The following is a 16,377-nucleotide window of genomic DNA, read 5'->3' as shown; positions in this document are numbered from 1 at the left end:
GTATTAACGCGTTTTTCATGCTTATGTTCTATAAATCCTTAAGTTTTTTTACAAAAAGCAAGGTCTCAAGGTCTTTTTTCTATGCGCGTATCTTCCACCTCTCTTTTCGTATCAACCTTTACTGTATTTATACTGGCAATAAGGATTTTACTTTCAAGTGCCTATGCACAAACGCCCCTTTTACATGGAAAAGTACCCATCCCTTTGGCACGCCCTACCACCCTTGTCGTAAAACAAGAAGGTCAACCTCTTCAACAAAAAGACACGACAGTACACAATGCTGCAACACTCAAGCAACTAAAAGCTGGACTAGAAGCCCTTGCGAATAACAATATTGTAAAAGCAATAAGTCTTCGTAATTCATTGAAAAAACAAAGCCTTGATCGTTACATTTTGACATGGGCGCTGGGAATATCCAACCAAGATAATATACCAAGCTCTGAAATATTTTATGCAATCAACACGCTAAAAGGATGGCCAGGTATAGAAACGATGCAACGCAATGCCGAGCGTGCTTTTCTGAATGAAACCAATGTTACACGCACCATCATTCAAAAATTTTCTCATCATTCCCCCCGAACTGCACAAGGCATGGCTCTCTTTGCTAGCGCCCTTATAGCAACAGGACAGGTCACCCGTGCTCAACACGTTATTGCACCGTGGTGGCATAAAACACCGCTTAATGCAAAGGAAGAAATGTTTGTGCTTAAAAATGCAAGCGCTGCCTTAAAACCCATTGATCATTTAAAACGCATGCAGTCTATGCTATATGCACATCGTTTTGATTCAGCGGCACGTATTGCAAAATTAGCCCATGCCCAATCTCTTTTTGATGCTTTTGTAGCCGTTGAAAAAAATGCCCCTCAAGCGACACAAAAATTAAAAGCTATAGAGAGAGTATGGAAAAAAAATTCTTTCTTTCAGTTTGCCCGAATACGCCACCTTCGGAAAACAGAGCAATATGATGCAGCTGCAGCGCTCATGATGAAAACATCAAAAGATGCCTTCCATCTTATGAATTCTTATTCATTATGGAAAGAACAACGGGCCCTTTCTCGCGAAATGCTCGATTTAAATAAACCAAAAATGGCTTATAAACTCGTTGTAATGCACACGGGTATGAAATCTGAATTAGCTGTCGATGCTCAGTTTCATGCAGGATGGTACGCACTGCGGTTTCTTCATAACCCTAAATTAGCAATGCAGCATTTTTCACGCATTCCTCAACTCTCTTCTTTACCTTTTTCTGCATCACGTGGATATTATTGGATGGGACGAACAGCAGAAGCGCTAGGAGAACACAAAAATGCCCAGCATTACTTTCATCGCGCAGCTCATTTCGGTACAACTTATTATGGTCAATTAGCCGCTGCACGACTCAACCAAAAAAAGCTGAACATTTCCTTTCCTAAGCCCACAACCGCTGAGCGACAACATTTTAGTGCACGAAAAGCGATCAAAGCCATTCAACGTCTTGAAGAAGCCGGCTATACTGATTTTGCTAAAGTTTTTTATAGAGAACTCGGAAAAAAAATAGAAAGCCCCGGTGAATTAGCTCTTCTGGCTGTTATGGCAGAAAAAAATGGGGACTATTATACCAGCCTCAAAATCGGAAAAATGGCTGCATTTCAGGGAAAAAATGTCGGAGCACTTGCTCATCCTCTGGGAGCCATACCAGCTTCTACTCATATTTCTGTAGAAGAAAAATCACTTATTTATGCCATTGCTCGTCAAGAAAGCGAATTTAATCCGACAGCCATATCAAAAGCAGGAGCACAAGGCATACTCCAATTGCTTCCTACAACAGCAAAGGCACTCGCAAAAAAATACTCAATCGCATGGTCTCATAAAAAATTCGGCAGTGATGCTCGTTATAATGCAACATTAGGGGCGCATTTTCTCAATGAACAATTGGAACGTTTTAATGGATCCTATATACTAACGCTTATTGGCTATAATGCTGGTCCCCGTCGAGCCAATGAATGGATAAAACGTTATGGCGATCCTCGAGGACAATCTCTTGATAACATCATTGATTGGATTGAGCGCATTCCTTATACAGAAACACGCAATTATGTGATGCGTGTCATGGAAAATTACGGTGTCTACAAAGCACGACTCACTGGAAAAATAGATATCAAAACCGACCTGCTTTCGGGTCGCTGGAAATAATATGCCTTAATCTTCCCTAATAGCATGGTGTTCTTAAGAAACATTTTATCCTCTTCTAAAGAGTACCCGCATATAACCCTGCTTTATGAAGTGCAAATCTGTGATTTAAACTGATTTAGGAGCAATAGAGCTGAAATGGAAAAATCCTTGGCTATTCGGGGCTCTCATTTCAAATATAAAATAATGATTTATCATTACAAATCATCATGTTGCACAAATAGTGCATTTCATCTTAACACATAAACAATAATATCACAGAGGCTTCAATGTAAAAAGAGTGAAACGAATAGTTCACTCTTTTTTACTGTTTCTTATTCATCAACATTCAACTCTTATACAACAGAATCTTTTAAGAATATTTTTTCTATACAATATTTCTATACTAAACAGGAGGCATTGTTGCATCTATCTACTTGGATCATTCTGAATCAGAAAGAGAGATTCATTGGACATGAAAATCTTAACAAAATATCCTCTCGCCCCTTCCCTTTTCATTCAGCTTGACGACTCTAAAAACATATCAATATCTTTAAAGAATGAAGATGAACCTTTGCCTTTTGTATCTCTCATTTATATATATGAATTTACATCCTTCATACAAAACAGAATATCTCACTCAAATAGTATTTATTTCTTATGCTTTTTTTGTTAAAAAAGATTTTTTGGTATTTCTAAGTTTATTTCACAACGGTGAACCTGAAGAGTACTTATAAAAAGCCTCTCATAAATGCTATAAAAAGCAATTAGATATATTATTTTAATGAGATAAAAATGATAGCCTTATCATCCCCTAATATCCAATGTTGCAACAGCCCATTCATTTAGGGTATTCAGAAAAATATGTTCACTGCTCAAGTTTTTTATCCGTATTCTCTCTTTTGACGTATCAAGCGAATGGTTTTGACTGATTCAACATTAAAAAGATTTGGAGAAAACCATATCTCATTCAAATTATAAAATAATAAAAATTATTATAAGTGAATATATTATACGAATAGCCTCCCATAAAAATCAACTAAATATCAAGGATACTCTGATCGCTTTATTCATTTTTGATGGTGGAGGGGGAGGAAAAGAACCAACACGTTGAAGGGCTGCCATGGCCAATCGATCAAGCTCTGGATCTCCAGCAGAAACGACGACACGGCTGGAAAAAATACTCCCCCGCTCATGTACCCTAAACTCTAATTTCACCGTTCCTTTTGCCCGACTGGTACGTTGTCCTACAACATAATTTTTTTGCTTTTCTAATTGTGACTGTACCTTTGCTAACCACTCCATTAACACTATATCTTCAAGCCCTGCTGTACTGCCGCTCTGTCTGGCGGTTGATGAACGCACGGCCTTTAGAGGTTGCTTCTTTACAACGGCCTTTGGTTTTGTTTTTTTCTCAAATATTTTATCTTCTGCTTTTTGAGGAAGAGATTCTTCCAATTTTTTTTCTGTAAAATCATCTTTTTCTACAGTATGTCGCTGCTCTTCCGGTTGAATTTCATCTACTGTGTCCAATATCTCTGGCTCTTTTTCTGCAAGATCCGGCTGTAATAGTTCTGACTTTGTGCTGATACTTAATAAATCTGTATCATAATCTGGATTTGATGAATCTACATCAGTATCCAAATATAGAACCTCTTGGGCAAGAGTCAGCATAACCATCGACGAAGGCATACCATTATTGATACCAGTCTTTCGAAAATAAAACTGTGTTCCCAATGCAATATGCAAAGAAAGAGCGCCAACAAATGCACCAATCCAAAGAGTTGATAACTGCCTCGTATTTGCAAAATTCATCGTTGATTCCGCCACTATTCTAAGTGTAATATTGGTATTTCATCTCATTAAAACAAGCTATTTTGAAATTGCAACTTTTTTCTTGACTGATTTTATCATGTTTAATATGGTCTCTCTGTGATTTTATATTATTAAATCATTCCTGCTTGGTTGGCTAATTTTTGATAGGGTTAAGTCAAGCGTTTTTACGGACATTTTTATATGTAAAATTTCAAGCTTAGAGAGGGGATGTTAAAAAAAAAGGTTATAATGTGTTATGCAAATAAGACGAAAAAATATCCATAAGAGCTGTGTGATTTTAGGTGCGTTGTCGGTCTGTATACCTTCATTTGTTTTTGCACAAAACAGCGACAAGAATGCTGTGACTGAGCTTAAACCAATCCTTATTAAAGGAAAAAAAATAGAAGACCCTTCAAATTTAATAACCGTTCTAACTGATCGTAAGACCAATAAGAATATTGATGAAAAACAAATAACTGATGCTTATGATGTGAGTCGTCTTAATCCTTCTGTCTCCTATAACTCAGAAAATAATAGTTTCGTTATTCGTGGTTTAGATGCAAATCGTGTTCTTACGACAATGGATGGTATTTCTCTTCCATGGTTTAATGATATATTCCGTGGTGGGGGCGGAAACACAACTTTTGATTTTAATGCTCTTTCTACATTTGATACTATTCAAGGATCGGATTCTAGTCTTTATGGTTCTGGCGCCCTAGGGGGGATAATTGCATTGCGGACCCTTGATCCTGAAGACCTTATCGTGGAAGGAAAAAATTGGGGAAGCCTTATAAAAGGTGGTTATCATTCTGTTGATAACAGCTGGCGTATCGATCAAGCTTTTGCTGTGCGCAATTATCGGACATTTTTGCTTTTTCAAGGGTCTTATGTAGAAGGTCATGAGCGCAAAAATATGGGAACAGTGGAAGGATATGAAGAACGCACACGTAAAAACCCCTCTCAATTTGACAAAAATAACTTGCTTTTTAAAATTCATCAATATTTGAGTGATAATCATCGGCTTGGTTTTACCGCAGAACGTTTTGGTCATAATAGTAATACGCATGAATTAAATTCACCTAAGAGATACACTCCAGGTTCCGTTTATGAACAGGATGATAAACTTCGTGAGCGTTTTTCTCTTTCTTATAATTATAATGGTAACGGCGATGCGATTCTTGATGCGTTTAGTGGGCAGCTTTATTGGCAAAGACAATCAGATCGTAACGTTATAACTGGTGTTCGTGTTTCAGCCCCCAAAGGCGATTATTTGAGAGATAATTTTTTGCGTAATATCAATTATGGTTTCAATGCTGATGCACTTAAAAAAATAGATTTTGGCACTGTAAGTCATACATTAAAGTTTGCAACGAATGTTTCGTCATCTAAATTTCATCACTATTTGTTCGGAAAAGACAATTGTCATATAAAAGAATACGCGAGAGGATGTCTTTTTGTTCCTGCTAACCGGTCAGATTCACCAGATACCAATGGCTACAATTTAGGTTTTGTTTTTGAAGATGAAATTGGTTTGGTTGATAATCGTTTTCGTGTAACACCAGGAATTCGGTATGATTGGTATAAATATGTTCCTCAGAAAACACCTGCTTATGAGAAAGCACTGATTTCTGATAAATTCCCTCCCGAGAGAAACGGATCACGCTTTTCTCCTAAAGTACGTGTAGAATGGGATGTTCGTAATCAAGTAACACTCTATGCTCAGTGGGCACAAGCTTTTCGTGCACCGCGTATTTCGGAACTTTACGTCTCTTATATCAAACCTTCTGCTTATTACGTGAAGGGAAATCCTGATCTTCAACCAGAAACAAGCAATGGATATGATGTTGGCCTGCGGTATGGAAATACAAGTTTTGGTGGTTCATTTAACGCCTTTATTAACCAATATAAGAATTTCATAGATACCGAGGAGAGAGGACCATCAGAAGAATTTAGATTGTCGCGTAAGCATTACATGAATCGTTTACGTGTGCAAATTTTTGGTGTTGAAACAAAAGCGCATTTAGTTCTTAAAAACGGTTTTCATAGCAATGTTGCTCTTGCTTATTCACAAGGAAAAGATCTTGATAAAAAAGAATATCTTAACTCAATTCCTCCTTTAAAGGCCGTTATTGGATTGGGATATGCAAAAGAGTCTTGGGGAAGCGATATTATCCTTACTTTGGCGGCCAAACGTGATAAAGTAGCAGAGGAATCTGATTATCAAAAAATTCCAGGATATCGTGTCGTTGATATGACAGGATGGTGGAAACCATTCGGTGAAACGGGGCCTGTTCTAAGAGCTGGTGTTTATAATCTTTTCAATACAAAATATTGGAATGCATCAGAGCTTCCTTCAGGAAAAAGTTCAACACCAAAGGATTATTATAGCCAGCCTGGTCGCAACTTTAAGATATCGTTTGTACAAAAATTTTAATCACTTCTGTTAGCGATTTAGTTAATAGAAAGTCATATCGATAAAAGGATAATTTATTTGTGTTTCTGTTTTTAACGTCTTTAGAATTATAAAGATTTGATAGAGAAGCTTGTATTCCTTCTATTTTATCGTTTTTTGATTGTTCTGCTGTTGGTGATCAAGCGTTATTTTGTGATAGATTGAACTTCTTTAAGCGTTCAATCTATCACCGTGGAATGTAAAATTTGAGAGTTCGTTTTTGAGTTAAGTAAAATAAGGTTGAAGTCCATGCCCCATACAGCTGAAATGATTCTTCGTTTGCGTGAAGAAAAAAAAGAAATGCGAAACCGTGATTTTGCCGTTTCGATTGGTATATCTGAAGCGGAACTGATTGCGGCTTATTGTACCGTTGGAAAAGCAAAAAAGCTACAAACTAATGTTGCTACTCTCTTGGAGAGTGCTCCTCGACTTGGAAAAGTCATGGTCTTAACACGCAACGAGCATGCTGTTCATGAAATAACAGGATGTTTTGAAAAAATTGTTCAAAATCAATATGTTCCTATAACACTTGGTGAAATTGATTTGCGTATTTTTACGAAATACTGGAAGTTTGGTTTTGAATATGATCTCATCATTCGTGGAAAACCTGCAAAAAGTTTACAATTCTTTGATCCACATGGCGTTGCTATTTTAAAAATCTATTCTCAAGATATGACGAATATGGAAGAGTGGAATGAACTTGTTGAGAAGCTCCTTCTTGAAGATCAATCTTCTGTTCTCGACATTCTTCCTGTTTCTCTCCCCATTCATTGTGACATAACAGAATCGGACATTGAGAAGTTTCGGGATCGTTGGCGGAAAATGACCGACGTACACCAACTTCACGAAATTATTTCTGAATTTAAAATTAATCGACATCATGCTGTAAAATATGCTGGCAATGAATTTGCCGAAGAATTGCAGATAGATGCTGTTGAAATAATGTTAAATCAAGCTGCACAACAAGAATTGCCCATTATGTGCTTTGTTGGAAATAAGGGATGTATTCAAATTTTTAGTGGAATTGTAAAAAATATTAAGCAAATGGGACCTTGGCTTAATGTTCTTGATCTAGGATTTGACCTCCATTTACTCACGTCTGGAATTGCGAGTGTATGGCATGTTCGCAAACCTACCCGTGATGGATATGTCAGTTCACTTGAAGTTTTCGATAAGAATGATGAAATGATTGTTCAATTCTTTGGCCTGCGCAAAGAAGGTCAAAAAGAACGTGAAGATTGGCGTTCTTTATTGAAATCTCTTCCGCTCTATCAAGAATTAGTCGTCGCTTAGGAAGACGAGATATGCTTATACTTCTTTTGCGCAGACATTTAAGCTTTTTTCTTCTTTTTATATCGCTTTCTCTTAGCTTTTTTTCTCAAAGAGTCATTGCTGAACCTACCACGTATTTTTCTGAAAATGCACGAATTGTCTCCATTGGTGGTTCTCTTACAGAAATTGTTTATGCATTAGGCGCACAAGATCGACTTGTTGCCCGTGATAGTACGAGCGTTTATCCCAAAGAAGCCCTTAAACTTCCTGTACTTGGCTATATGCGTACTCTTTCACCGGAAGGTGTTCTATCTCTTTCTCCAGAAGGCATCTTACTCGTTGAAGGAAGTGGGCCCCCTTCAACAATTGAAATTCTTAAAAAAACGTCAATTCCTATCGTGATCATACCTGAAAACTATTCTCGAGAAAGTGTCATAGAAAAAATTCGCCTTGTTGGAAAAGCCATCCATCGTGAAGCACAAGCTGCTGATCTCATTCAAAAAGTAAGTCGCGATTTTGTAGAAAATGATGCTCTTTTGGCAAAAGTAACCAAACCAAAGCGTGTGCTTTTTATTTTGTCCGTGCAAAATGGACGCGTTATGGCATCTGGAACAGATACAGCGGCTGATGGTATCATAAAACTCTCAGGGGCTATCAATGCCATTACGGATTATAAAGGGTATAAGCTTCTCAATAACGAAGCGTTATTGAAAGCAAATCCTGATGCTATTTTACTTATAACACATAGTGAAAAATCTACTAATCTTGAAAAGCTTTTAGCTATACCAGCAATTCAAGCAACAACTGCCGCTAAAAATCATGCCATTAAACAAATGGATGCTATGTACCTTTTAGGATTTGGTCCACGCACTGCAGAAGCATCAAGAGACCTTATTCATATGCTTTATGGTGCAAACCAAAACGATAAAAACGGATAGAATTGGCAGAAAATCCATCTATGGCTTATGCATCTGAAACAGAAAAAAATAAAAAAACAAATCGTGAAAATGCGAGAAGAATACTCTTATTAGGCCTCATAATATTCCTCGTCTTTAGTATTTTAAGCGGACTTTTAAATGGTGCTTCCAATACTTCACTTTTTGATTTTCTCTATAGCATGTTTACGCAAGAATTTTCTGTCAGTCGTAAAACACGCGATTATCTCATATTTATCGATATAAGGCTTCCTCGCGTTATCTTAGGGTTATTGATCGGTGCCGCTTTGGCTGTCTCCGGCGTTCTTATGCAAGGACTTTTTCGTAATCCGCTTGCGGATCCTGGCATCGTAGGTGTCTCAGCAGGAGCCGGTCTTGGTGCTGTTTTAGCCATTGTTGTAGGTTTTGCCTTTCCTGTTTCATTTGTACCTTTTCTAGAGCCTTACAAAGTTATCATAGGTGCTTTTTGTGGTGGGCTTTTATCAACGATTATTCTCTATATAATCGCAACGCATCATAGCTTTACCTCTATTGCAACCATGTTACTTGCTGGTATCGCTCTTGGTGCCTTAAGTAGTGCAGTTGTCGGAACGTTGATTTTTATGGCCAATGACCAACAATTACGTGATATCACTTTTTGGAGTCTTGGTTCTCTTGCGGGTGCAACATGGTTGAAAGTATGGCTTGTTCTCCCTTTCATCTTCATTGGTCTTCTTTTCTCTCCCTTTTTATCACGCGCACTGAATGCTCTGGCTCTTGGAGAAGCTGTTGCTGGCCATATCGGGTTCCCTGTGCAACGTGTTAAAAATATTGCTATTCCCCTTGTTGCTCTTATGTGTGGTAGTTCTGTTGCTGTCAGTGGTGGTATTGGTTTTATTGGGATTATTGTTCCTCATATTTTACGTCAGCTTATTGGTCCTGATCACCGCTATCTCATTCCTTATTCTGCCCTCTTGGGAGCAACATTACTTATTTTTGCTGATACATTTTCACGCTTAATTGTTGCCCCCGCAGAATTACCAATTGGAATCGTAACAGCGCTTTTTGGTTCTCCCTTCTTTCTGTGGATCCTTATATGCAAAAGAGGAACAGATTTTTCATGATTGAAGCAACAGATATTTGCGTTCAACGCGGAAAGAAACAGATTCTTAACCATATTAATCTTCAAGCTAAAAGTGGGGCTTTTACCATCATTATCGGTCCCAACGGATCTGGAAAAAGTACTTTTATCAAAGCATTGAGTGGGGAAATTCCTTACAGTGGAAAAATAATCTTAAATGGTTATGACATCCGACAAACAAAGATTTATGAGATGGCAAAAATGCGCGCTGTACTCCCGCAATCAACAACGCTTGTATTTCCATTCTTAGTCCATGAAGTTGTAGGCCTTGGCCTTTCCGTAAATCAAATTACCACTGCCAAAGCCAAATTACAAAATCTTATCCAAGAAGCTTTAGAGCGTGTTGACCTTTCTGATTACGGTAACCTGTATTATCACCAATTATCAGGTGGAGAACAAGCGCGTGTACAACTTGCGCGTGTTCTCTGTCAAATCTGGGAACCCATTTATAATGGAATTCCTCGTTGGATGATATTAGATGAGCCTATTGCTAGCCTCGATATTCAACATCAAATTATCGTTATGGATATTGCAAAACAATTTGCTCATTCTGGTGGTGGCGTTCTTGCTGTTCTTCACGATCTCAATCTCGCGGCACATTATGCAGATAGCATGATCTTGCTCAAAGAGGGAGAGATTTATTGCGAAGGAAATGCTTCTGCCGTTTTGACAACACAAAATCTCCGCAATGTTTATCATTGTTCCTTAAACGTTTCTGAATTACCTAAAGAAGATATCCCGTTTATACTCCCTCAAACAGCATCTTCCTATGAAGTCAAATCCTAAAACCATCAGCTTTAGTCTCAAAGTTAAAAGCCATGAGAAAAATAAAACATGCCAATATTCAAGAGTTTGTTTTATTTTACATAAGTGTCTTTCTGTTATCTGTCATTAAAACATACACCCAAAAGATATTTTTAGAAAAAACCACCTCATTAAAATCATTTAAGATTTTACGTAACTAGAAATATTGGAGTTTTTATTTTTTTATCACGCGTTTATATAACATGAAATACACATTTTCGGCTCTTTTTATCACTCTTGTCTTTATGAAAATGATCTAAGAAATAAGTTTAACAAAGGAAAAATCTCTTTATGAGATGAATGACTTTCATAGAGAGGTCTGTTGTTTGTGCACAATAAAAAACGTTACAAACATTGCACTTTTTCATGCATCAAATTGAATAACGCTCTCTCTTTTTCCCCTCTCAAAACATCTTACGAAAAAGTATATCTCAAGATCACTCAAGGATAAATTTTAAAATGATTTTTACACATTTTCTCTATGTCATCATTATAAAAAATTACAATTTAAGCTATATCATCAGCTCTACAGATTCAACGGCCTCCAATCATTTAAAAATTATTTTTTGACTCTTTTAAGTATCGTATTAATAGTATACGTTTTCTTTTCACATACATAAAAATAACGCGGAATAATTCCGCGTTAGTAAAATTATCAAATCTGTAGAGCTTCTTTATTCCTCGATCATGCTCATGATTTTATAGCATAGACAACCGTTGTATTAACAGGTCGCGTTTCTGCCTCACCTGTATGGGAAAGAGTTATCTTGTGTGTATGTGCATCAACAGGATCTGTTGTCCCTTGCAAGGTAGCATCATAGGTATAATAACGCGATGCTCTCCCAATATCACCAGTCTGCCATCCAACGCCTTTATATTGAAAATTGTGTGTATGCTCACCTGATTCTTCAATGGTTCCAATATGCGTATGCGACTTTATGCTATCTTGCTGTTCATTGGCAAATTGTCTATCCTCATCTAGACCACGGCCATCATCAAAACCACGCAAAAACATGCCTCTAAAATCTGGAACTTTAAAAGTTGTTTCACTGTCTTTTCCCCATGTATCGCCTATTGCCTTGAATAGCTGCGGATAATCTTCACGTTTATAGGCTTTACCATCACATAAAAGCCAACCGACTGGTACTTCTTGCATAGCAAATGTCGCAATAAATCCAGCGGGAAAAATTTCTATCTTTGGTGGTGTAGGATTTAATAAATACCACCCCTCATGCTCTTGTATTGAAAAACCATTATTGTATACCATTTCATAGATGCCATCTGTTTGTAATTCTCCTCCTTCTAATGGTATAATGCCTGCATCAGTGGCTTTATAGATAAGTTTTTCTCCTATGTTATTAACAATTACTGTCGTTGTGCCAATATTCATACCACGCGCTTTAAAACGTATAACGATATCATTGTTATATTTCTTTATAGACGAAACTGTCTTTAAAGTAATTAATGTTGTTTTATCTTCCGCATTAATCACAAAGCTTGAGTCAATAGATCCGCCATTATCTGCAAGATATTCACGCACGCGTTGCATCATCGCCCGCGCACTATCATTGACAGAACTAGGTGGCTGACCTTCTGCCCAATTAATGATATTATCTGAATGAGCATTTTCATCAGCTTTTAGTGACCAATCGTAAATATTAGACATTATAAATCCCCCATAATGTTCATCGTTTTTCTAATAATTTTTCGTTCTATGCTGTAAAATGTTCTTACCGCATTGTTACATCATAACCACTGTACAATCTCCATATTTTACGCGTTCTTTCTTCACTCCTTTCAATTTAATAAGCTCATTTCATCAGATTTTTTATAATATCAGTCTTAAATGCTTCCATTTCTAATGTGTAATATAGCCATCTCATCTGATGTTACTTAATATCTTACTTGGTTGCTTTATTGTTGTTATACAATTGTATTTTTAAGCTTGCATCTTGTTGCAAAGTTTAAAAATACTTTTTAATTCTTCTATCGCTATGGATGTGACATAACCATTATTGAATACAATAATTTGCCATCTACATATAAAATTGCTGATTTAAATTTTTAATGAGATACTTTGTTTTTTTAATATGTTAAGTTTATCTTTTGACTATGATTTATATTAAAAAAAATCAAAAGTTAGCTTCAAATTCTTCGCATGCTTCATTATATTTTTATTTACATGCAGATACTTTATTCTATTTCATTCAATTTATTTCTGAAAGTGTATTACGAGATCAGTACCAATATTTTTTGAACTGACTTCTCTTCAACCTTAATGTATCATAGAGAATATATTCGATATGATAATCTCTTCTCTTCAGTAAACTGAAATACTAAGGCAAGATCACAAGACTTTTCTCAAATCTAAAATTGTATCTCTGAAGATTATATCCGATCTGGGCCCTAAGAAATATGCCCTCACCCCCAACTTCTTACAAAAACATATCACCAGCTTTTTAAAACCAACGCTTTGTAACCGCCTTCTCCCCTCCACACTTAAAACGGCTCTCCTAGTGTATATATTTTATTATAGGTATATTTTTTTTGCAAGAACAATAAATCCTTTTAAACATGATCTCGTAATTATTGGTGTTTTCTTTAATTCATTACGATATAAAAGTAAGCATTTTCCAAACTATTTTGCAAACTCATCTGGCTCATTAATAAAAAAACCAAAAATGCTCCATTGATGTGAGCATTTGCTATCCCTTTAACTCTCCAAGATAACTTCTTAATATTATAGTTTATCGCTTCATAATATCTATTTCCATTCTCTAAAAATACATCAAAATCTTTAAAAATATATCTTTGTGATTGACAATATCCGTATTTAAGCCAATCATATCTGTGCTCATAAAAGTGTTTACATGGGGGGAGTGCAGATATTATTTAAATATTGCATTAATCTTTTCAAAATAAATTTTCTTAAGCTTTGTTGAAGGCCGCTGACTATAAAGTATTATAAGTCTTTCTTCATTTAAGAGTACATAATTGATCGTTTGAATATATCCCCATACCACCTTGGTTTTTAAACTCTGTATTTAGAAGGAAAAAGTTTGTGCCAAAAAATATTCCATCAATCAGTTGTGGTCCCTTTCCCGCTTCACGCAAAATTTATCAACAGAGCCTGCTCTTTTCTGATGTACGTGTTCCATTGCGTGAAATTTCATTAACCCATGGTAGTGGTGAAGAACCTTTAAATGTTTATGATACTTCTGGCCCCTATACCGACAAAGATGCAAACATTGATCTTACCAAAGGTTTACCTGCAATTGGCTCATCTTGGCTCTCTAATCGTGCTGATACTGAACCTTATCCTGCACGCCCAATTAAACCTGAAGATAATGGATTAACAGGCTCTCCTATACCAGCCTTTGAACAAAAACGTCCTATTTTACGTGCCAAAAGTGGTAAAGAAATTACACAAATGGCGTATGCACGTGCGGGGATTATTACAGAAGAGATGGAATATGTTGCTATACGAGAAAATGAAGGATTAGCCGTAAAAGATCAACAAAAAGCGCAATCAAATCCATTGGGTGGAGAAATACCAGAAATTTATACTGCGGAATTTGTTCGCAATGAAATTGCAAATGGACGCGCTATTATTCCTCAAAATATCAATCATCCAGAATGCGAACCAATGATTATTGGACGCAATTTTCGTGTTAAAATTAATGCCAATATTGGCAATTCTGCCGTAACTTCTTCAATGGCAAAAGAAGTTGATAAAATGGTTTGGGCCATTCGTTGGGGAGCAGATACAGTAATGGATCTCTCGACAGGGCGGAATATTCATAATATTCGTGAGTGGATTATTCGAAATTCCCCTGTTCCCATTGGGACTGTTCCTCTTTATCAAGCACTTGAAAAAGTACAAGGTATTGCGGAAAATTTAACATGGGATATTTTTCGTGATACTCTCATAGAACAAGCAGAACAAGGCGTTGATTATTTTACTATTCATGCAGGCTTAAGGTTACCATTTATTCCGATGACCATTGATCGTGTCACAGGTATTGTTTCACGAGGTGGTTCTATTATGGCAAAATGGTGTCTCCATCATCATAAAGAAAGCTTTCTCTATGAGCATTTTGATGAAATTTGTGATATTGCAAGCACCTATGATATCTCTCTTTCCTTAGGAGATGGATTACGCCCTGGTTCTATTGCTGATGCTAATGATGAAGCCCAATTTGCTGAACTGAGAACTTTAGGAGAATTGACAAAAATTGCTTGGGAAAAAAATGTACAAGTTATGATTGAAGGACCAGGACATGTTCCTATGCACAAAATTAAAGAAAATATGGAACAACAACTCGATCTTTGTCATGAAGCCCCTTTTTATACTTTGGGACCTCTTACAACTGATATCGCTCCTGGCTATGACCATATTACATCCGCCATTGGAGCGGCTATGATTGGATGGTTTGGAACCGCTATGTTGTGCTATGTAACCCCTAAAGAACATTTAGGACTTCCCGATAAAAATGATGTCAAAACGGGAGTCATCACTTATAAAATTGCCGCTCATGCCGCTGATCTTGCAAAAGGTTTACCCAGAGCACAATTGCGCGATAATGCTCTTTCACGTGCACGATTTGATTTTAGATGGCATGATCAATTCAATCTGTCTCTTGATCCAGAAACAGCGTGTAGCTTTCATGATGAAACAATGCCGAAAGATGCCCATAAATTGGTGCATTTTTGTTCCATGTGTGGACCAAAGTTCTGTTCTATGCGTATTTCTCATGATATTCGTGATGCTGCAGCACTCCAAAAAACAAAAGGTGAAGGGATGGTTGCTATGGCTGAAAAATATCAAGAAAATGGTGATCTTTATGTTGAAGCACCTCAAAAAAAGAGAGCACACAGTTGAAGAATATCCTTATCAAAGGTGCGGGGGTCGGTGGTTTAACCGTCGCTTTTATGTTACAACAAAAAGGCGCTCATGTTACTGTATCGGCCCCTTCTTCTTCTCCTATAGGAACGGCAAGTTGGTATGCGGGCGGAATGCTCGCCCCTTATTGTGAAAGAGAAAATGCTGAACAGATTGTTGAAGACCTTGGTGTACAAGCCATACGATGGTGGTCTACAACATTTCCAGATCTTGTTATACAAAAAGGAACTTTAGTCGTTGCACCAGCACGAGATAAGGTAGAACTTAAACGATTTTCAGAGCGGACACATCATCATAGAATGATAAGCCATGCAGAAATAGCGCATCTTGAACCCGATCTTGCAGAACATTTTGATTGTGCGCTTTTTTATGAAAATGAAGCTCATCTGGATCCTCGTAAAGCGCTTATTGCTTTAAAAGAAACCCTGATAAAAAACGGTGCATGTTTTGTTGATGTCGAAATAGCTGAAACAGATTTTGATATGATCATTGATGCAACAGGAATCGCTCGTTTGGGAAAAGATAAAAATATACGGGGGGTGCGTGGTGAAATGCTGCTGGTGCGCAGTAAAGATATTAAACTTTCCCGCCCAATTCGTCTTCTCCATCCACGGATTCCGCTCTATATTGTACCGAGAGAAGATAATATTTTTATGATTGGTGCAACGATGATTGAAAGTGACTTTGATGGTGCCATATCGGTTAGATCAATGATGGAATTGCTTAACGCCGCCTATACATTGCACCCTGCTTTTGCTGAAGCAGAAATTGTTGAATCCGGCGTTGGAATTCGTCCAGCTTACCCTGATAACTTCCCTTCTGTATACAAATATGGTAATCACATCTCTATAAATGGATTTTATAGACATGGTTTTCTTTTATCTCCAGAAATGGCAAAACGAGCAGTAAAATTGGCATTGGAATAAAA

Annotated in this window: 10 protein-coding genes; 8 read left to right on the top strand and 2 right to left on the bottom strand. The window is 37.0% G+C overall.

Going from position 1 to position 16,377, the window contains the following annotated elements; all coding sequences use genetic code 11:
- The first annotated feature begins 81 nt into the window (after positions 1–81).
- Positions 82–2,172, top strand: a complete 2,091-nt coding sequence (locus AC6ER9_RS06590; RefSeq protein WP_497073989.1) for a lytic transglycosylase domain-containing protein — start codon at positions 82–84, stop codon at positions 2,170–2,172.
- 1,011 nt (positions 2,173–3,183) lie between these two features.
- Here the strand turns inward: AC6ER9_RS06590 and tolA are convergent.
- Positions 3,184–3,963, bottom strand: a complete 780-nt coding sequence (gene tolA / locus AC6ER9_RS06585; RefSeq protein WP_497073988.1) for a cell envelope integrity protein TolA — start codon at positions 3,961–3,963, stop codon at positions 3,184–3,186.
- Between the two features lie 256 nt (positions 3,964–4,219).
- On the opposite strand from tolA, the gene AC6ER9_RS06580 reads away from it, so the two are divergent.
- The 5 genes from AC6ER9_RS06580 to AC6ER9_RS06560 all read left to right on the top strand — a co-directional run bounded on the left by AC6ER9_RS06580 (position 4,220) and on the right by AC6ER9_RS06560 (position 10,528).
- On the top strand, positions 4,220–6,397 hold the full coding sequence (locus tag AC6ER9_RS06580) for a TonB-dependent hemoglobin/transferrin/lactoferrin family receptor (protein WP_497073987.1): 2,178 nt from the start codon (positions 4,220–4,222) through the stop codon (positions 6,395–6,397).
- A 267-nt stretch (positions 6,398–6,664) separates the two neighbouring features.
- Positions 6,665–7,708, top strand: coding sequence for a hemin-degrading factor (locus AC6ER9_RS06575; protein ID WP_497073986.1), 1,044 nt, complete (start codon positions 6,665–6,667; stop codon positions 7,706–7,708).
- Between the two features lie 11 nt (positions 7,709–7,719).
- A complete protein-coding gene (locus AC6ER9_RS06570) occupies positions 7,720–8,625 on the top strand; it encodes a heme/hemin ABC transporter substrate-binding protein (RefSeq protein ID WP_497073985.1) in 906 nt (301 codons plus the stop codon).
- A gap of 20 nt (positions 8,626–8,645) precedes the next feature.
- The gene (locus AC6ER9_RS06565) at positions 8,646–9,725 is read left to right on the top strand and encodes a FecCD family ABC transporter permease (protein WP_497075295.1); all 1,080 of its coding nucleotides are present in this window, start codon (positions 8,646–8,648) and stop codon (positions 9,723–9,725) included.
- Entirely contained in the window at positions 9,722–10,528 is an 807-nt protein-coding gene (locus tag AC6ER9_RS06560; RefSeq protein ID WP_497073984.1) for a heme ABC transporter ATP-binding protein, read from the top strand. Before AC6ER9_RS06565 ends, AC6ER9_RS06560 begins: the two co-directional genes overlap by 4 nt.
- 709 nt (positions 10,529–11,237) lie before the next feature.
- On the opposite strand, the gene bgtC is transcribed toward AC6ER9_RS06560, so the two are convergent.
- Entirely contained in the window at positions 11,238–12,212 is a 975-nt protein-coding gene (gene bgtC / locus AC6ER9_RS06555; RefSeq protein ID WP_497073983.1) for a gene transfer agent tail collar protein BgtC, read from the bottom strand.
- A gap of 1,395 nt (positions 12,213–13,607) precedes the next feature.
- Between bgtC and thiC the strand changes: the two genes are divergently transcribed.
- Both thiC and thiO read left to right on the top strand, forming a co-directional pair.
- Positions 13,608–15,428, top strand: a complete 1,821-nt coding sequence (gene thiC / locus AC6ER9_RS06550) for a phosphomethylpyrimidine synthase ThiC (RefSeq protein ID WP_497073982.1) — start codon at positions 13,608–13,610, stop codon at positions 15,426–15,428.
- On the top strand, positions 15,425–16,375 hold the full coding sequence (gene thiO, locus AC6ER9_RS06545) for a glycine oxidase ThiO (RefSeq protein WP_497073981.1): 951 nt from the start codon (positions 15,425–15,427) through the stop codon (positions 16,373–16,375). The genes thiC and thiO overlap by 4 nt, the downstream gene beginning before the upstream one ends.
- Positions 16,376–16,377 lie beyond the last annotated feature (2 nt).

Source organism: Bartonella sp. SL317, from assembly GCF_059687655.1.
Note: the sequence above shows the minus strand (reverse complement) of the source record. Positions and strands in the feature narration are given on the sequence as shown.